Source organism: Desulfohalovibrio reitneri, from assembly GCF_000711295.1.
GTDB classification, from domain to species: Bacteria; Desulfobacterota; Desulfovibrionia; order Desulfovibrionales; family Desulfovibrionaceae; genus Desulfohalovibrio; species Desulfohalovibrio reitneri.
In genome coordinates, this window is record NZ_JOMJ01000003.1 from 2,177,379 (window position 1) to 2,195,042 (window position 17,664).

14 protein-coding genes are annotated in these 17,664 nt (G+C 66.8%); 13 read left to right on the forward strand and 1 reads right to left on the reverse strand.

Features of this window, described 5'->3' with window-relative positions:
• The first annotated feature begins 83 nt into the window (after positions 1–83).
• From N911_RS0110900 to N911_RS19190, 8 genes are all read left to right on the forward strand, one after another.
• Positions 84–1,046, forward strand: a complete 963-nt coding sequence (locus tag N911_RS0110900; protein ID WP_029897057.1) for a bifunctional riboflavin kinase/FAD synthetase — start codon at positions 84–86, stop codon at positions 1,044–1,046.
• Positions 1,047–1,094: 48 nt separating this feature from the next.
• The gene (locus N911_RS0110905; protein ID WP_029897060.1) at positions 1,095–2,909 is read left to right on the forward strand and encodes a chloride channel protein; all 1,815 of its coding nucleotides are present in this window, start codon (positions 1,095–1,097) and stop codon (positions 2,907–2,909) included.
• A gap of 317 nt (positions 2,910–3,226) precedes the next feature.
• Entirely contained in the window at positions 3,227–4,381 is a 1,155-nt protein-coding gene (locus tag N911_RS0110910; protein ID WP_029897062.1) for an MFS transporter, read from the forward strand.
• A 66-nt stretch (positions 4,382–4,447) separates the two neighbouring features.
• Positions 4,448–4,855 (forward strand): hypothetical protein, encoded by a 408-nt coding sequence (locus N911_RS0110915; RefSeq protein WP_029897064.1) that lies wholly within the window; start codon positions 4,448–4,450, stop codon positions 4,853–4,855.
• A gap of 33 nt (positions 4,856–4,888) precedes the next feature.
• Positions 4,889–5,992 carry a chorismate mutase gene (locus N911_RS0110920; protein WP_035104696.1) on the forward strand — a complete coding sequence of 368 codons (1,104 nt, stop codon included), beginning with the start codon at positions 4,889–4,891 and terminating at the stop codon, positions 5,990–5,992.
• Positions 5,992–7,092: a 3-dehydroquinate synthase gene (aroB, locus tag N911_RS0110925; RefSeq protein ID WP_029897067.1), complete on the forward strand. Its 1,101-nt coding sequence runs from the start codon at positions 5,992–5,994 to the stop codon at positions 7,090–7,092. Before N911_RS0110920 ends, aroB begins: the two co-directional genes overlap by 1 nt.
• Before the next feature lie 18 nt (positions 7,093–7,110).
• Positions 7,111–8,217 carry a protein-tyrosine phosphatase family protein gene (locus N911_RS0110930; protein WP_029897070.1) on the forward strand — a complete coding sequence of 369 codons (1,107 nt, stop codon included), beginning with the start codon at positions 7,111–7,113 and terminating at the stop codon, positions 8,215–8,217.
• 110 nt (positions 8,218–8,327) lie between these two features.
• The gene (locus tag N911_RS19190) at positions 8,328–8,705 is read left to right on the forward strand and encodes a rubredoxin (RefSeq protein ID WP_081859169.1); all 378 of its coding nucleotides are present in this window, start codon (positions 8,328–8,330) and stop codon (positions 8,703–8,705) included.
• A 103-nt stretch (positions 8,706–8,808) separates the two neighbouring features.
• Here the strand turns inward: N911_RS19190 and N911_RS0110940 are convergent, their stop codons facing one another.
• Positions 8,809–9,984, reverse strand: a complete 1,176-nt coding sequence (locus N911_RS0110940; RefSeq protein ID WP_029897073.1) for a BaiN/RdsA family NAD(P)/FAD-dependent oxidoreductase — start codon at positions 9,982–9,984, stop codon at positions 8,809–8,811.
• A gap of 221 nt (positions 9,985–10,205) precedes the next feature.
• Here N911_RS0110940 and N911_RS0110945 point away from each other — a divergent pair, with 221 nt between their 5' ends.
• The 5 genes from N911_RS0110945 (at position 10,206) to N911_RS0110965 (ending at position 17,568) form a co-directional block, all read left to right on the forward strand.
• The gene (locus N911_RS0110945) at positions 10,206–12,614 is read left to right on the forward strand and encodes a methyl-accepting chemotaxis protein (protein ID WP_029897076.1); all 2,409 of its coding nucleotides are present in this window, start codon (positions 10,206–10,208) and stop codon (positions 12,612–12,614) included.
• A 207-nt stretch (positions 12,615–12,821) separates the two neighbouring features.
• On the forward strand, positions 12,822–13,850 hold the full coding sequence (locus tag N911_RS0110950; RefSeq protein WP_029897078.1) for a PstS family phosphate ABC transporter substrate-binding protein: 1,029 nt from the start codon (positions 12,822–12,824) through the stop codon (positions 13,848–13,850).
• A gap of 99 nt (positions 13,851–13,949) precedes the next feature.
• Positions 13,950–15,194, forward strand: a complete 1,245-nt coding sequence (gene pstC, locus N911_RS0110955) for a phosphate ABC transporter permease subunit PstC (RefSeq protein WP_029897080.1) — start codon at positions 13,950–13,952, stop codon at positions 15,192–15,194.
• 24 nt (positions 15,195–15,218) lie between these two features.
• Entirely contained in the window at positions 15,219–16,379 is a 1,161-nt protein-coding gene (gene pstA / locus N911_RS0110960; RefSeq protein WP_029897082.1) for a phosphate ABC transporter permease PstA, read from the forward strand.
• Between the two features lie 133 nt (positions 16,380–16,512).
• A complete protein-coding gene (locus tag N911_RS0110965) occupies positions 16,513–17,568 on the forward strand; it encodes a tRNA (5-methylaminomethyl-2-thiouridylate)-methyltransferase (protein WP_029897084.1) in 1,056 nt (351 codons plus the stop codon).
• The last annotated feature ends 96 nt before the right edge of the window (positions 17,569–17,664 follow it).

Consider the following 17,664-nt stretch of genomic DNA (forward strand, 5'->3'; position numbering starts at 1 on the left):
GCGCCGCTGGGGGATTTGCGATAGCCATGCGACGACTCCGTTACCCGGCCTCTTGAGCCGGGCCGGACAGAGGCCCCGAAAGCATGATCGTCATCAACGACCCAAGCGAGCTCGAAGGCAGCCTGACCGAGTCCTGCGTCACGCTCGGCAACTTCGACGGCGTGCACAAGGGCCACCAGAAACTCATCTCCTCGGTCACGCAACACGCCGTCTGCCACCACCAGCTCTCTGTGGTGGTCACATTCGAGCCCCACCCCATGAAGGTGCTGGCCGGGCGCAAGGCCCCGCCCTTCATCACGCTTTTGGACCAGAAGCTGGAGCTCATAGCCGCCCTTGGCGTGGAGGTCTGCCTGGTCATGCCCTTCACCCGCGAGCTGGCCGCCCTGCCGCCGGAGGAGTTCGTCCGCAGCCACCTTGTCGAGGGGTTGCGCATGAAGGCCCTCTACATCGGCTACGACTACGCCTTCGGCCGCAACCGCGCCGGTGACTATTCCGCACTCAAGGCCCTGGGCGAACGCTACGGCTATTCCGTCACCCAGCTCGGCCCGGTCATGGTGGGCGACGCCGTGGTCTCCTCCACCCGCATCCGCGATCTGGTGCAGGCGGGCAGGCTGTGGGACGCCCGCGAGCTGCTGGGCCGCTTCTACCAGGTGGCGGGCAAGGTGGTCTCCGGAGTGGGGCGGGGCGCGGCGCAGCTGGGCTTCCCCACCGCCAACCTGGAGCTGGTGGACGAACTGGTCCCCCGCGTGGGCGTCTACGCCTGCTGGGCGGAACTGCTTGACAAGCCCCGCGAGGAGCGCGAACCCGTACCGGCCGTGGTCAACGTGGGCCACAACCCCACCTTCGGCGAGGGCGCGGACCTCTCGGTGGAAGCCCACCTGCTGGATTTCGCCGAGAACATCTACGGCCAGAACATCCGCCTGCACTTCGTGCAGCGCATCCGCGACGAACAACGTTTTTCCGGTCCCGAGGAGCTGGTTGCCCGCATCACCGAGGACGTGCGCCTCGGGCGGCGCATCCTGGCCGCTTCCGAGGCGCTGCTTTAGGACGATGAGCGATACGAACCGCGCCATACCCCTCCCAGGAGGGTCCCGGTGAGCCCCCTGGGACGGCATATCCGGCTGTGGCGCGAATTCCTGCGCTCCTACCGCCAGATCAGCTCCGTGCGCTGGCTGGTGCTGGGCATCGGCGTGGGCGTGGCCTCCGGCCTGGGAGCCGTCCTCTTCTACCTCGGGGTGGAGCACGGCAAGCACTTCATCCTCACCACCCTGGCGGGCTTCGAACTCCCCGCCCCGGCGGGCGAACGCCTGGTCCACGGCGGCCACACCGGCGATTTCCGGCCCTGGATCGTGCCCGTGGCCCTGTGCGCCATCGGCCTGCTCACCGGCTGGCTGGTGCAGCGCTTCATCCCCGAGACCAAGGACGCGGGCACCGACGGCACCGACGCCATGATCAACTCCTTCCACAACCAGGAAGGACGCATCAGGCCGCGGACACCCATCATCAAGGGGCTCATGGCCATCCTCACCATTTCCGGCGGCGGCTCCGCCGGGCAGGAAGGACCCATCTCCCAGATTGGCGCGGGGGTGGGCTCGTTCCTGGCCACCCGACTGGGCCTGTCCGTGCGCGAACGCCGCATCATGCTCCTGGCCGGTGCGGCGGGCGGCCTGGGCGCCATCTTCCGCGCCCCCCTGGGCGGCGCCCTCACCGCCATCGAGGTCATCTACACCGAGGACTTCGAGGCCGAGGCCATCCTGCCCTCGGTTCTCTCCTCCGTGGTGGCCTACACCATCTTCACCCTCTTCTACGGCACCGAACCCATCTTCGGCATCCCCTCGTTCCAGTTCGAAAACCCCCTGGAACTGCCGTTCTACGCCATTCTGGCCGTGGCCACCTCGGCCGTGGGCTGGTTCTACGTGCGCGCCTTCTACTTCATCAAATTCAGCATCTTCCACCGCGTGCGCGCCAAGGTCGGCCTCATGTGGACCGCCGGACTCGGCGGCCTGTGCATGGGCGCCTTCGGCGTCTTCTTCCCCCACGTCCTCACCGGCGGCTACGGCTGGCTGGAAATGGCCATCTTCGGCCAGCTCCCCCTCATGCTCATGCTGGCCATCATCCTGGGCAAGACCGTGGCCACCTCCATGACCATCGGCTCCGGCATGTCCGGCGGCATGTTCGCCCCCGCCCTCTTCGTGGGCGGCATGACAGGCGGAATGGTGGGCAAGCTGGCCCATATCCGCTACCCCCACATCGTCGGCGAACCCGGGGCCTACGTCCTGGTGGGCATGGCCGCCTTCTTCGCGGGCGTGGCCAACGCCCCCATCGGGCCGCTGATCATGGTCACGGAGATTACCCAGGGCTACGGCCTGCTCGCGCCCCTCATGCTCGCCTCCGCCCTGGCCCTGGTGCTCTGCCGCCGCACCTCCCTCTACGAACACCAGGTGGAAAACAAGTTCGAGTCGCCGGCGCACGTCAACGACGCCACCATCAACATCCTCGAGGAACTCCAGGTCAAGGACTTCTACAAGAAAGGGCGCGTCACCGTTCTGGAAGAGTCCATGAACCTCAAGGTCCTCACCCACATCATCGCTAACACCAACGAACTCTTCTTCCCCGTGCGCGGCGACGACGACCGTATCTCCGGCATCCTCACCCTCCAGGACGTGCGCAAAGTCCTCTACGAGGACGCCCTCTTCGAGCTCATCGTCGCCCGCGACCTCATGCGCAAGCCCGCCTTCCTCTACCCCAATGACGACCTCTACACCGCCCTGCTGCAATTCGTGGACACCGACTACGGACAAATCCCCGTCATCGACCCCGACGACGCCACCGACGTCCTCGGCATCATCAACCGCCACGACGTCTTCCAGGCCTACTCCCAGACTATAAGAAGGTTGAAGGAAGAATAAGATTTCGCCCTGGCGGGCGACCAGGGCCTGCGCGGCCCTGGACCCGCGGCAAAGTAACTTTGCATGTGGGTTCGCGGGATGGGGCGCGCCATGGGCATACGCGGGAGCGCTCCGGCGAACCTGCGATTGTGGTGATTTCCCAGCCAGTAAAACCTCGCCCTGGCCGTTTGGCTCCAGATGCGTTCAACGCGGAATTGGGCCGCTATTCCCAGCCAACCCCCGCCCACACCCCCGCCGACCTCACCCCATTCCCCGCCACCCGTGATTTTCCCAAATCTCCATTTGCCCTGCCCGGGGGGTGCTGGTATTGCCGCCGGATGCATGAACTGTTGAAGGATCCGCGTTTGCGGATCATTTTCGGCGTCACGTTGATGGTGGTTTTGGGGGTTTCCTCGATTATTCCCATTTTGCCGGACATGGGCCGGGCGTTCGGCGTGGGGCCGGAGAAGATAGGCTGGGTGGTGGCCGCCTTCACCATTCCGGGCGTGTTTTTGACGCCGTTTCTGGGGATGCTGGCGGACAGGTGGGGGCGCAAGCTGGTGCTGGTGCCCTCCATGGTGCTATTCGCCCTGGCCGGGTCGGCTTGCGCCTTCGCGCCGGATTTCTCCAGCTTGCTGGTGCTCCGGCTTTTGCAGGGCGTGGGGGCTTCGGCGCTGGGGGTTTTGGCCACCACCATGCTGGGGGATTTCTGGTCCGGCCGGGAGCTGGCCACGGTGATGGGGTTCAACGCCGGGGCGCTGTCCGTGGGCACGGCGGCCTATCCCTTCATCGGCGGGCTGCTGGGGCTGTTCGGCTGGCGGTATCCCTTTGTCCTGCCGCTGGTGGCCCTGCCGTTGGCCTGGGTGGTGCTGACAAAGCTGGAGACGGTGCCGTCCTCCCGTGACGAAAAGTTTTTAAGCTACCTGCGCGGTTCGCTGCGGGAGATGAAGACGCGCACGGTGCTGGGGCTTTTGCTGTCCGCCCTGGTGACGTTCGTTCTGCTGTACGGACCGCTGGTGACCTACTACCCGGTGCTCTTGTCCAGCCGGTTCGAGGCCTCGCCCTTCATCATCGGGCTGATTATTTCCGTCTCTTCGTTCTTCACCGCGCTGGCCTCGTCGCAGCTGGGAAGGCTTTCCGCCATGGTGGGGGAGAAGCGCCTAATCCGGGTGGCCTACCTGCTGTACGCCATAGCCTTCGGGGTGACGCCATTCATCGGCGAGAAGTGGTGGCTTCTCGCGCCGGTGACCTGTTTCGGTCTGGCCCAGGGGCTGAACATTCCATCGGCGCTGACGCTTCTGAACACACTGGCTCCGGGCAAGTACAGGGGCATGTTCATGGCCGCCAACGCCACCATCCTGCGCGTCGGCCAGTCCATCGGCCCGCTGCTCATGGGCGGGGTCTACCTCCTGGCCGGGCTGGAAGGAGTATTCCTGCTGGCTTCGGCCATGGCCGTGGCCATGGGCCTGGCCTGCTTCAAGCTCATCCGGTAGCGCCGCGCAAGACGCTTGCCAGGGAGTCGGACCATGGTATTGTGGCCGTAAAACACGGAGGTCCCCATGCCCGGTAAAACGTGGCTCGCCTTGCTGATACTGGCGGCGATGCTGGCCGGTTGCGCCAAGCCGACCATGACGCTGTCCAACTTCAGGTTCCATTGCAACTTCGTCACCAACCGCAACCTGCATCGGTATCCGGCGGCCTGCAGCTCCTTTACCCGCAAGCGCATCTGCAACGACTACTCAGACGGCCTGGCCGCCCTGGGAGCGGACGCGGATCTGCGCCAGTGCCTGCAAACCTGCGACCGGCTGCGCAAGGAAGTGCGCAGCAAGACGCAGGCGGCCATCAACTGCATCGACATCCTGGATAACGCGGACCTCAACTGCAAGATTTACTGCCGCCGCAACTACGAGGGGACGCTGGCCGATTCGGATACCGCCTTCCTTGCCCCGCGCGCGGAAAGAAACTAGGCTCCCGCAAAACCCAAACTTTCCGGGGGCGACATGTCTGACGCGATAAAGGCGGAAAAACTGACGAGCTGGGGCATCCCCTTTGACGAATACCTGGTTGTATCCGGGCCGTGCAGCGCCGAGAGCGAGGAGCAGGTGCTGGCCACGGCCAAGGGGCTGGCCGAGCTTGGCCGGGTGAACATGCTGCGGGCGGGCATCTGGAAGCCCCGCACGCGGCCCGGATCCTTCGAGGGCGTGGGCAAGGAGGGGCTGTACTGGTTGAAACAGGCGGGCAAGGAGGTCGGCCTGCCCGTGACCTGCGAGGTGGCCACCCCGCAACACGTGGAAGAGGCCCTGGAGGCGGGCATCGACGTGCTCTGGATCGGGGCGCGCACCACCGTGAACCCCTTCTCGGTGCAGCCCATCGCCGACGCCCTCAAGGGCGTGGACATCCCGGTCATGGTCAAGAACCCCATCAACCCGGACATCGAGCTGTGGCTGGGTGCGCTGGAGCGGGTGCAGACCTCGGGAATCACCAAGCTGGCGGCCATCCACCGGGGCTTCACCGCCTACAAGAAGTCCCGCTTCCGCAACAAGCCCAACTGGAAGATTCCCATCGAGCTGCGCCGCCGCGTGCCCTCGCTGCCCATCATCTGCGACCCCTCCCACATTTGCGGCACCCGCGCACTCATCCAGGAAGTCGCCCAGACCGCCCTGGACCTGACCTTCGACGGCCTGATGATCGAGTCGCACATCGACCCGGACTCGGCCTTGTCCGACGCCAAGCAGCAGCTCAAGCCCAAGGCCCTGGGCAAGGTGCTGGCCGCGCTGCAGACCAAGAAGGAGAAGGCCGGGTCGGAGCAGGCCGCCTACCTGGACAACATGCGCGGCATCCTGGACCAGATCGACACCGCCCTGCTGGGGCTCATCCGGCAGCGCATGGACGTTTCCCGCTCCATCGGCGCCTTCAAGAAGGCCAACGGCATCTCCGTGTACCAGCCCAAGCGCTGGAAGCAGACCCTGCAGCAGCGCATCCGCCAGGGCAAGGAGTTGGGGCTGGACGAGGATTTCGTACTGCGCGTCTACCAGTACGTGCATGAGGAATCCATCCGCCACCAGGAGTCCGGGGCCTCCGACCTGACCGGGGAAAGGGACTGATGGAGGAGGTGCGGGTCTGCCTCCGCCGGGAGGAGGACCTTTCCTATGACATCCGCGTGGGGCCGGGGCAGTTGGACAGGGTGGCCGACGACCTGGCGGCGCGCCCCGTGGCCGCTCGCTATCTGGTGCTCACCGACGCCACCGTGGGCGAACTGTACGCCGGGGAGTTGCGGCGGCAACTGGTTGAGCGCGGCCTGTGCGCCGGGTACGTGGAGGTGCGGCCGGGCGAGGAGTCAAAAAGTCTGGCCGTGCTGGAGCGGGTGCTCTCTCAGATGCTGGCCCAGCGCGTGGACCGGGGCGACTGCCTGCTGGCCGTGGGCGGCGGCGTGGTCGGCGATCTGGGCGGCTTCGCAGCGGGCTGCTACATGCGCGGCATCCCCTTCGCGCAGGTGCCCACCACGCTTTTGTCCCAGGTGGATTCCTCGGTGGGCGGCAAGACCGCTGTCAACCTGCCCGGGGCCAAGAACGCCTGCGGCCTCTTCCATCAGCCCGCCCGCGTGTACGCCGACGTGCGCGCCCTGGCCACCCTGCCGGAGTTCGAGCTGCGCAGCGGGCTGGCCGAGGTGGTCAAGTACGCCCTCATCGCGGACGAGGGGTTCGCCGCCTATCTGGAGGAAAACGCCCGCTCCCTGCTGGCCCTGGAGGACGAGGCCGCCACCCGCACCGTGGCCGCCTGCTGCTCCCTCAAGGCCGGCGTGGTGGAGCGGGACGAGCGGGAGTCCGGCCCGCGCATGATTCTCAACTACGGCCACACCATCGGTCACGCCCTGGAGGACATCAGCTCCTACGGCCTCAGCCACGGCGAGGCCGTGGCCTACGGCATGCGCTGCATGTCGCGTCTGGCGGGCATGACCGGCATGCTGTCGCCCAGCGACCAGGCCCGGCACGACCGGCTTTTGAACGCCTTCGGCCTGGCCACCAGGCCACTGGATCTGGACGTGGACCGTGTGCTGGCCGCCACCGCCACGGACAAGAAGGCCCGGGGCGGGGTGCTGCGGCTGGTGGTGCCCACCGCCCTGGGCAGGGTGGAGGTCCGCGACGACGTGGACCGCCACCTGCTGCGCCGGGCGGTGGCCGAAACCCTGGCCGATCCGGCCTAGCTCCGGCGGGAGGCGGCTGTGGGCGCGAAGAAAAAGGAAGTCTACGAGCTGCGGTGGATCACGGACTCGCTGGCCGTGGGCTCCGCCCCCATGTCCTACGCCGACCTGGAGTCCATCAAGGACCAGGGCGTGCGGGCCGTGCTGAACCTGTGCGCCGAGTTCTGCGACCTGCACTGGCTGGAGTCCGAGTCCGGGCTGGAGGTCTACTACCTGCCCATCCCGGACGAGAAGGCACCGGACATGGACGAGCTGGAGAAGGCCCTGGAGTGGCTGGACGGGGAAATCTACCTCGGCCGCAAGGTGCTGGTGCACTGCCGCTTCGGCATAGGCCGCACCGGTACGGTGATCAAGGCCTGGCTGCTGCGCAAGGGGCTGACCTCCAAGCAGGCTGACAAGCGGCTGCACGGCTTCCGCTCCCAGCCGGCAAATTTCGGCCAATGGCGGTTCCTGCGCCGCTACGGCAAGCAGCAGAGCAAGCTGACCATCCGCGAGCCCTCCCTGGAGCACAACCGCCAGGTGGACCTGGCCCCCTTCTTCGCCGACTACGAGGCCCTTTTGGAGCGGCTGGACGAGGAATTGCGGGAGCAGGGCGTCACCGAGCGCTGCGGCATGGAGCACGACGGCTGCTGCACCTCCCTGGTGCGGCTTTCCCTGGCGGCGGCGGTGTACATCCACCACGCCTCCAACCTGTCCCTGGGCCGCCGCGACCGCGAGGAGGTCAAGAGCCGGGCCGTGGAGGCGGGCAAGACGCAGCGGCGGGTGCAGCGGGAGGTGCGGGCGCGGACCGGCCACGGAGGGCTCACCCCGGAGGTCTCGCGCGCCTACCGCAAGGAGGGCGTCACCTGCCCCTTGAGCGAGCTTGGCGAGTGCCGCATCTTTCCCCAGCGCCCGGTTTCCTGCCGCCTGTCCGATCTGCCCAGGGAGAAGCGGGCGGAGCTGCGGCTGGAGCTTTCCCCCTCCCTGCGCAAGCTCTCCGGCGACCTCTTCCAGGCCTACGCCGGAACCTTCCCCAAGACCCTGGACGCCACCTTCTCCCTGAACAACGTCCTCACCGGCCGCTTCGTGCAGGAGTTTTTCCACCTGCTGGTGAAGAACGAAGCGTCCCGGGGGGCGGCTGCTCCCTGACGGCGGGGGAAAACCCTCTCACCGAAACCCCCCCATTCACTCCCCTGTCGCTTCCGCGCTTTTCCGGTAGTGCTGACAATGAACCGGAAAAGGAAAACAAGGAGTCGATCATGGGTAAAGCGAATGAAATGTACCAGTGCCAGGTTCACAACTGCGGCTACGTGTACGACCCGGAAGTGGGCGACCCCCCCCGGGGCATCAAGCCCGGAACCCAGTTCCAGGACCTGCCCGAGGACTGGAAGTGCCCCATTTGCGGCGCGCACAAGCACATGTTCAAGCCCCTGGCCGGTCCCGGCTCCGTGCTGTACGAGAACGTGCGCCACCACGCGGGCATGGCCGGGTACAGCGACCAGGAGATCGAGAAGCACATCGCCAAGGGCGATGTGCGCATCACCAGCCGCGTGGCCGCTTCGGCCCGGGGGGCCGCCCCGGCTGACGTGGACATCCACAAGTCCGTGGACCACCAGGACAAGGAACCTCAGGCCTAACTGCCAAAGGACGTCCAGTCCGGCGAACCGAAGCGGGCGGCGGGGAGCGCGAGGCTCCCCGCCGCCCGTTTTTATTGGAACGTGAAGAAAAGCGCGGGCCGGGTCAGACGGACTGCCCGGCGGCCATGCCCGAGGCCAGGGCCCAGTGCAGGTTGTAGCCGCCCAGCCGCCCGGTGACGTCCAGGCATTCCCCCACGACGAACAGCCCCGCCACGCTTTGGGCCTCCATGGTCTTGGAGGAGATGGCCCGCGTGTCCACGCCCCCGGCGGTGACTTCGGCCTTGGCCCAGGCATCGGGCGGCAACAGGCCAAGGTCGTGGCGGTGCAGGGCGTCGAGTTTCTCCGGCCAGTCCGCGCCCAGGTCGCCCAGGGTGCCGTTCCAGCCGAGCAGGCGGCACAGGGCGGCGGCCAGTCGTTTGGGCAGCGGGCGGGCCAGGGCGTTGCGGACCAGCATCTTGTCCCGGCCCGCCAGTTCTCTAGCCAAGTCCAGACCCGGCAGCCAGTCCACCACCAGATGTTCCCCGGCCCCCAGAAAGAGGGAGGCGTCCAGCGCGGCCGGGCCGGACAAGCCGGTGTGGGTGAAGAGCAGGTTGCCGGCCACGGGCCGGGGCGGGGGGGTGTCCAGATGCACGGCCACCCGGGCGGAGACGCCGGACAGCTCCCGGCAGACTGGCTTCAGGGGTCCGGCGGCGCGCAGGGGGACCAGGGCGGGACGCGGCTCGATGACCTCCAGCCTCAGGGAGCGGCAGACCGCGTAGCCATCGGGTGTCGCTCCCGCCTGAGGCCAGGCCGGGCCGCCGGAGGCCACCACCAGCTTGTCGCAGGCCACTTCGCCGCCGGATGTCTCCACCAGAAAGCCGCCGCCGTCGCGCTGGCGCACGGACAGCACGGCCGTCTCCAGCCGGATGCGCGCCCCGGCTTGGCGGGCGCGCTCTTCCAGCCAGTCCGCCACCGCCTCCGCGCCCTGGGCGCAGAAGATGCGGCCCGGCTCGTGCGGCTCCACCGTGTCCAGGCCGCCTTTGTGCAGCAAGTCGACCGCCTGCCAGGGGGTGAAGCGGGCCAGGGCGGACTTGGCGAAGTGGGGGTTGGCGCACAGGTAGTCGCCCGCGTCCAACTCCAGGTTGGTCAGGTTGCAGCCGCCGCCCCCGGCGATGCGCACCTTGCGCGCGGTTCCCGGGCCGCGCTCCAGGACGAGCGTGTCCAGTCCCCGGGAGGCGGCCTCGGCAGCGCAGGTCAGCCCGGCGGCCCCCGCGCCCATGATGCAGACGTGGCAACGCATGACCGGGCAGGTGTAGCCCAGGCGAGGCCGGGCGGCAATGGCTGCGGGCTATCCAGCCGGGAAGTTGCGGGAAAACGGATTGTTACGAACGCCGTCACACTGGCGTGATACGCGCGGCACGCTTGTCTGCTTTTCTGCCCCCGCGTTCCGCACGGGAGGGGGACTCCCGCGGCGCGCCAGGAAGGCCGAATCATTCGGCGAACTCACCGCGGGAAAAAGGAATGCTCCGGAAAATACCCTTTCGCACCAAGCTGGTCATCGCCTCCCTGTTCATCGTTTTCGTGACCCTGGCCTGCATGGCCGCCACCCAGTTCGTCACCACCAAGCGCGGCTACCTGCGCAACGGCCAGGAGACGCTGTCCAACGTCAGCCGTTCCCTGCGCGAGCTGGCCAGCCTGCAGCACGACCTCAAGAAGAAGAACGCCGCCTCGGACCTGAGCATCATGCGGACCCAGTTCGAGTTGAAGGGCTTCCCCATCGTCCAGCCGCTGATGGAGGTGGAGGCCCCCCTTCGCTCCCAGCGCGGCGGACAGCCCGCCAAGGCCACCCTGCCCGGTTTCAAGCTGGGCCCGAAGTTCCTGCACGAGGACACCGGCCTGGTGGACAAGGTCACCGATCTCACCGGGGCCTGGGCCTCGGTTCTGCAACTGCACGAGGACAGGCTCATCCGGGTGAGCACCAGCGTGCAGGCGGACGGCGGACGCGCCTCTTGGACGTATCTGGAGAACGACTCCCCCGCCTACCAGGCGCTTGAGCGCGGCGAGCCGGTCACTGCCCGCGCCTGGGTGGGGGACGGCTGGGCCATGGCCGCCTATGCCCCGGTCAAGGACATGGGCGACCAAATCATCGGCGCGGTGGAGGTTGCCCGGCCCATCGTCACGGCCGAGCTGGCCCGGGCCGTGCCCAAGTTCGACGTGGGCGGCCACGGCTTCTCCTTCGCCTTCACCGGGGACGGGCGGGTTGTCATCCGGCCCGGGGACAAGCTGGCCGTGAATCTGGGAAGGCTCTCCTACGGCGATGCCTTTCTGGAGGCCGACGGGGGCCTGGTTTCCTACAACCTGGACGGCGAGGAGTGGCTGGGCCGGGTCATGTACTTCGAGCCCTGGGACATGCGTTTCGCCACGGTCGTCTCCCGCGCCGATCTCATGGCCGGAGTGAATGAACAGATCATCACCGGCGGCGGCATCGCCGCGGCCGTGGCCCTGGCGGCTTCCCTGCTGGTCATCTGGCTGACCAGCCGCACCCTCATGCGGCCCATGTACGGCTTGGCCAACCTGTCCCGCGAGGTTTCGCGGGGCAACTTCAACGCCACTTTCGAGTACGGGGTCAACGATACCATTGGGCAGACCGTGCGGGCCATGAACTCCATGGTCGGCGAGCTCAAGGAGAAGCTGGGCTTTTCCCAGGGCGTGCTGGCCGGGCTCATCGTGCCTTGCGCCGTGGTGGACCTCGACGACCGCATCACCCACATCAACCGCGAGGCCATGGACATCCTGGGCCACAGCGGCCAGCCGGAGGAGTACCGGGGCCACCCCGTCTCGGAACTGGCCGGGGGGCCGTGCCGCCTGGCCGACCTCACGCGGCGGGCCATGGACGAGAAGCGGCAGATCACCGAGGAGACCGAGTACCGCCGGGCCGACGGCTCCACCCTCTACCTGCGCGCCGCCGCCACCCCCATCTATGATTTGGACAAGGCCATCATGGGCGCCATGGCCATGTGGGTGGACCTGACCCGGGAGCGTGAGCAGCAGGAGCGGGTCACGGCGCAGAACGAGAAGATCGCCGAGGCTGCGGCCGACGCGGGCGACATATCCCAGCAGCTTTCCTCCGCCACCACCGAGCTGGCCGCCCAGATCGATTCCTCGGCCCGGGGCGCGGAGGAGCAGAAGGCCCGCGCCTCCGAGGCCGCCCGAGCCATGGAGCGCATGAATTCCCTGGTGGAGGAGGTCTCGGTCTCCGCCTCCACCTCCGCCGATCTCTCCGGCCGCACCCGCGGGAAAGCGGAGGAGGGCGAGGAGGTCGTGCGCGAGGCCGTGCGGGTCATGGAGCGCGTATCGGAGAAGGCGGGCGCGCTGCAAACCGATATGGGCGAGCTGGCCAAACAGGCCGAGGACATCGGCCGCATCGTCGGCGTAATCACCGACATCGCAGACCAGACCAACCTGCTGGCGCTCAACGCGGCCATCGAGGCCGCTCGCGCGGGCGAGGCGGGGCGAGGCTTCGCCGTTGTGGCCGACGAGGTGCGCAAGCTGGCGGAGAAAACCATGGGGGCCACCAAGGAGGTGGGCGAGGCCATCCGGGCCATCCAGTCCTCGGCTTCCTCCAGCGTTTCATCCACCCAGGAGGCTGCCGAGGCCCTGGACGAGGGCAACCGGCTGACCATCCGCTCCGGCGAGGCCCTCGGCGAGATCGTGAGCATGGCCCAGCGGACCGCCGAGCACGTGGAAGGCATCGTGAACGTGGTGGAGTCGCAGGCCGGTGTGTCCAGCGAGGTGAACCGCGCCAGCGAGCGGGTGGATCTCATCGCCGGGGAAACCGCCGAGGCCATGCGCCATTCCAGGGAGGCCATCACCGACCTGGAGAAGCTGGCCGGGACCCTGAAACAGGTCATCGAGGGCATGCGCTCCTAGTGCATTGTTACGGTTTGGTGACGAATCGTGTTGTCACTCGGGCTGCCGACGGAAAAAAGCTGTCGAATAAGCGTTTTGAGCGGATTCGGCTTGTTTCCGAAATGTCATATGGCAACCAAGCAAGTGTAACACGTGGATCATATCAAGTTGAGGTTCGAAGAGGTTGCTCAAACGGGAATCATCCCAAAGTTCGTAAGGAGGAGTTACATGCGTAACATGTTGAGGCTCGCCGTTGTATTCGCCGCGCTGCTGGCCCTTGGGGTCGGCACCGCCCACGCCCGCGACCAGATCCGGATCGTGGGTTCTTCCACCGTCTATCCCTTCGCCAGCTACGTCTCCGAGGAGTTCGGCGCCACCACCGACTTCAAGACCCCGGTCATCGAGTCCACCGGCTCCGGCGGCGGCCACAAGCTGTTCGGCGCCGGCGTGGGCGTGTCCACCCCGGACATCACCAACTCCTCCCGCCGCATGAAGATCAAGGAGTTCGAGCGCGCCCAGTCCAACGGCGTCGAAGGCATCACCGAGGCCGTCATCGGCTACGACGGCATCGCCATCGCCCAGAACGTGGCCAACGACCCCGTCGACCTGACCCTGGAGCAGCTGCACCTGGCCGTTGCCGCCGAGGTGCCCCAGGACGGCAAGCTGGTGAAGAACCCCTACACCAACTGGAACGAAATCGATTCCAGCCTGCCCAACCGCAAGATCATGATCTACGGCCCCCCGACGACCTCCGGCACCCGTGACGCCTTCGAGGAGCTGGTCATGGAGGCCGCTTCCGAGGAAATGCCCGAGTACGGCGGCGAGTACACCAAGATCCGCCAGGACGGCCCCTACGTGCCCGCCGGCGAGAACGACAACCTCATCGTGCAGCGCCTGACCAAGGACCGCGACGCCTTCGGCATCTTCGGCTACTCCTTCCTGGCCGAGAACCAGGACCGCATCCAGGGCGCCTCCATCGAGGGAGTGAAGCCCAAGCCCGAGGCCATCTCCTCCGGCGACTACCCCATTTCCCGCTCCCTGTTCTTCTACGTGAAGAACGCCCACATCGGGCAGGTTCCCGGCGTCAAGGAGTACGTGGAGATGTTCATGTCCGAGAAGATGATCGGCCCCGGCGGCCTGCTGCAGCGCATTGGTCTGATCCCCCTGCCTGACAGCGTGCGCGCCAAGATGCAGGAGAAGGTGACCAGCTTCACCCCCATGACCAAATCCCAGCTCGAAAGCGGCGACCTCTTCTAGAGAGTTGACGCCACCACGCAGAGAACAGTAAGGCCAGCCCGGGGGGACATCCCCCGGGCTGGCCATCTTTCCTCAAGTCTTTTTCAGTCGAGGCGGAACGTGAGCACCTCCTTCGTCTTCCAATACCTGCTACTCGGATTGATCCCCCTGGGCGTCCTGGCCTTCTTCCTGTCCCGCTCCCGGGTCAGGGTCGGACAGGCCAGGGGTGAGAGGTTCCATTCCACTTCCGGCTCCTACGGCTGGTACGGGGCCCTGTGGGTCGTCCTGCCGCCGCTCATCGTGGCCGTGCTGGCCGCCTTCGGGGAGTTGGTGCATCTGTGGGAGGTCCCCGGGCCGATGCTCCTGGCCGCCGGGCTGGGGCTGGGCGCGGCCGGGCTGCTCTTCGCCCTGCGCCGCATCGCCCCGGATCTGCGCGCGCGCGACAAGGTGGAGAAGGTCATCGTCTGGACCCTCATCGTCTCCAGCCTCATCTCCATTCTGACCACCATCGGCATCGTCATCTCCATCGTCGTCGAAGCCATCCGCTTCTTCAACATCGTTTCCCTGTGGGATTTCCTCACCGGCACGACCTGGAGCCCGGACACCGCCTTCCTGGGCGGCGCGGGCCGGGCCGGGGAGAACGTGGCCGAACCGGAGTTCGGTTCGGTGCCCATCTTCGCGGGCACCTTTATGATCACGGCCATCGCCATGCTGGTGGCCATCCCCATCGGGCTGTTTGCGGCCATCTTCATGTCCGAATACGCGGACACCCGCACCCGCAAGTTCGCCAAGCCCACCCTGGAAATCCTGGCCGGCATCCCCACCGTGGTCTACGGCTACTTCGCGGCCATCACCGTCAGCCCGCTCATCGTCAGGGCCGTCGAAGCAGTGGGCCTCAACGCCGATTACACCAACGCCCTTGCCCCGGGTTTGGTCATGGGCGTGATGATCATTCCCCTGGTCTCCTCCCTCTCCGACGATGTCATCAGTTCCGTGCCCCAGCACATGCGCGAGGGATCCTACGCCCTGGGAGCCACCACCTCGGAGACCATCAAGAAGGTGGTGCTGCCCGCTGCCCTGCCGGGCGTGGTCTCCGCCTTCCTGCTGGCCGTGTCCCGCGCCGTGGGCGAGACCATGATCGTGGTCATGGCCGCCGGGCTGCGCCCCAACCTCACGGCCAACCCCCTGGAGGGCATGACCACCGTCACCGTGCGCATCGTGGCCGCACTCACCGGCGACCAGTCCTTCGACAGCCCGGAGACGCTTTCCGCCTTCGGCCTGGGCCTGGTGCTCCTGGTCCTGACCCTGGTGCTGAACGTCATATCCCTCGTTATCATCCGCAAATTCCGGCAGAAGTACGAGTAGGAGGAGCCTTTCGTGGCCAAAGAAATGGACTGGTCGAACATCGACCAAATCAACAAGGCCAGGCGCCGCAAGGAGAAGCGATTCCGCCTCTACTCCATGGCGGCCATCTTCCTGGCCGGGGCCTTCCTGGTTTTCTTCCTGGGAGACATCGTCACCAAGGGCTACCCCGCCTTCTGGCAGACCAAGATCCAGGTCGAGGTCTCCTACAACGAGGCCAGCAAGCGGATTTCCTACAACGCCGTGGAGCGGCAGTACGAGGAGCTGGTCAGCCGGGGCTACCTGCGCCTCATCCCCCGCCGCATGGACGACAACCCGGACCTCATGGGCACCACCCGCACCGAGTGGGTGCTGGCCACGGCCGAAGTGGACCAGTACATCAAGGGCAAGCCCAACCGCCTCTCCCCCGCCGAGAAGGAAGTGGTCGACCGCCTGGAGAGTGAAGGCAGGGCGGAGGCGTTTTTCAACTTCGCCTTCTTCACCAACGGCGACTCCAAGCTGCCGGAGTTCTCCGGCATCAAGGCAGCGGCCGTGGGCTCCTTCTACGTCATCCTGCTGACCTTCCTCTTCAGCTTCCCCATCGGCGTCATGTGCGCCATCTACTTGGAGGAATACGCCCCGGACAACCGGCTCACGCAGATCATCGAGGTCAACATCAACAACCTCGCGGCCATCCCCTCCATCCTTTTCGGCCTCCTGGGCCTGGCCATCTTCATCAACTTCTTCGAGGTGCCGCGCTCCTCCGCCCTGGTGGGCGGCCTGACCCTCTCCCTGATGACCCTGCCCATCATCATCATCGCCACCCGCGCGGCCATTCGGGCCATCCCGGACTCCATCCGCGAAGGCGCGCTGGCCCTGGGTGCCACCAGGTGGCAGGTCATCTGGCACCACGTGCTGCCCCTTTCCCTGCCCGGCATCCTCACCGGCACCATCATCGGCCTGGCCCAGGCCATGGGCGAGACCGCCCCCCTGCTCATCGTGGGCATGATGGCCTACATCCCCGAAGCGCCCGACGGCGTCACCGAGGCCACCACCGTGCTGCCCGCCCAGATCTACACCTGGTCCTCCAGCGCCCTGCGCGCCTTCTCCTCGCGCACGGCCGCAGGAATCATCGTTTTGCTCTTCATCCTGCTGAGCATGAACGGGTTGGCCATCTGGCTTCGCAACAAGTACGAGCGCAAATGGTAGGCACCGCTTCCTGACAGCGAGTTCCAGCGCCCGCCCCCTACGCGGAGGCGGGCGCTTTCTTTTCCCCGATCAATTGCCGGGAATGGCAAACCAGCCTTGCGGGGTGGGAAAAACGGCCTTACATTGCCTCGCCATGCCCAAATACGATGCCCTCTCCCTCTTCTCCGGCGGGCTGGACTCCCTGCTGGCGGCCAAGCTCCTGCAGCGCCAGGGGCTGAACGTCCTCGGCCTGCACTTCACAAGCCCCTTCTTCGGCTGCCCGGACAACTTGCCCCACTGGCGGGAGGTATACGGCCTGGACATCGAACCCGTGGACGTGGGTCAGCCCTTCGTGGACATGCTCCTGCGCGGGCCCGGCTACGGCCTGGGCAAACGGCTCAACCCCTGCGTGGACTGCAAGATCCTCATGCTGCGCCACGCCAAGGAATTGATGCCCCGATACAGCGCCAAAATCCTGGCCACCGGCGAGGTCATCGGCCAGCGGCCCATGTCCCAGCGCCACGACGCCCTCAACGCCATCTCCCGCGAGGCCGGGGTCCGCGACGTGCTGCTGCGCCCCCTCTGCGCCAGAAACCTCGACCCCACGCCGGTGGAACAAGCCGGGCTGGTGGATCGCGACCAGCTCCTCAATCTTGGCGGGCGCGGCCGCAAAGGCCAGCTCGCCCTGGCCGAGGAACTCGGCATCACCGAAGTGCCCACGCCCGCGGGCGGCTGCCGCCTCACGGAAAAGGAAAACTGCCGCCGCTACCACCCCCTGCTGGCCCGCCACCCCGCCCCCACCGCCGACGACCTGCACCTGGCCAACGTCGGCCGCCAGTACTGGGCCGGAAACAAGTGGCTGACCATCGGCCGCAACAAGGCAGACAACGAACGCCTCCTGCAACTGGCCCGGCCCGGCGACACCACCATCACCCTGGTCGGCTTCCCCAGCCCCTGGGCCCTCCTGCGCCCCCTGCCCGGCACCCCCCTGGAGCCCTCCGACGCAGACGACGCCGCCTCCCTGCTGGCCTCCTTCTCCCCCAAAGCCGCCAAAGCAGCCCAAGCGGGCGAGGAAGTCCGCGCACGCCTGGAAACCGGCGGCCAGCAAACCGAAATTCCTGTCACCCCCGCACGCCAAACACCCCTGGGCTGGCGCTCGCCCACCTGGGAAGAAACCCTGGAATGGAAAAAAGAAGCCTATCCGGGGTGAGAAGGTGAAGAAGGGAAGAGGGAAGCATTTCGCCTTCGGCGACCAGGGCCTACTCGGCCCTGGACCCGAGGCAAAGTAACTTTGCATGTGTGTTCG

What these genes read in the sequence shown, in the direction of transcription:
- N911_RS0110900 (WP_029897057.1), top strand. Translation starts at nt 84, where the DNA reads ATGATCGTCATCAACGACCCAAGCGAGCTCGAAGGCAGCCTGACCGAG.
- N911_RS0110910 (WP_029897062.1), top strand. Translation starts at nt 3,227, where the DNA reads ATGCATGAACTGTTGAAGGATCCGCGTTTGCGGATCATTTTCGGCGTC.
- N911_RS0110915 (WP_029897064.1), top strand. Translation starts at nt 4,448, where the DNA reads ATGCCCGGTAAAACGTGGCTCGCCTTGCTGATACTGGCGGCGATGCTG.
- N911_RS0110920 (WP_035104696.1), top strand. Translation starts at nt 4,889, where the DNA reads ATGTCTGACGCGATAAAGGCGGAAAAACTGACGAGCTGGGGCATCCCC.
- aroB (WP_029897067.1), top strand. Translation starts at nt 5,992, where the DNA reads ATGGAGGAGGTGCGGGTCTGCCTCCGCCGGGAGGAGGACCTTTCCTAT.
- N911_RS19190 (WP_081859169.1), top strand. Translation starts at nt 8,328, where the DNA reads ATGGGTAAAGCGAATGAAATGTACCAGTGCCAGGTTCACAACTGCGGC.
- N911_RS0110940 (WP_029897073.1), bottom strand. Translation starts at nt 9,984, where the DNA reads ATGCGTTGCCACGTCTGCATCATGGGCGCGGGGGCCGCCGGGCTGACC.
- N911_RS0110945 (WP_029897076.1), top strand. Translation starts at nt 10,206, where the DNA reads ATGCTCCGGAAAATACCCTTTCGCACCAAGCTGGTCATCGCCTCCCTG.
- N911_RS0110950 (WP_029897078.1), top strand. Translation starts at nt 12,822, where the DNA reads ATGCGTAACATGTTGAGGCTCGCCGTTGTATTCGCCGCGCTGCTGGCC.
- pstA (WP_029897082.1), top strand. Translation starts at nt 15,219, where the DNA reads ATGGACTGGTCGAACATCGACCAAATCAACAAGGCCAGGCGCCGCAAG.
- N911_RS0110965 (WP_029897084.1), top strand. Translation starts at nt 16,513, where the DNA reads ATGCCCAAATACGATGCCCTCTCCCTCTTCTCCGGCGGGCTGGACTCC.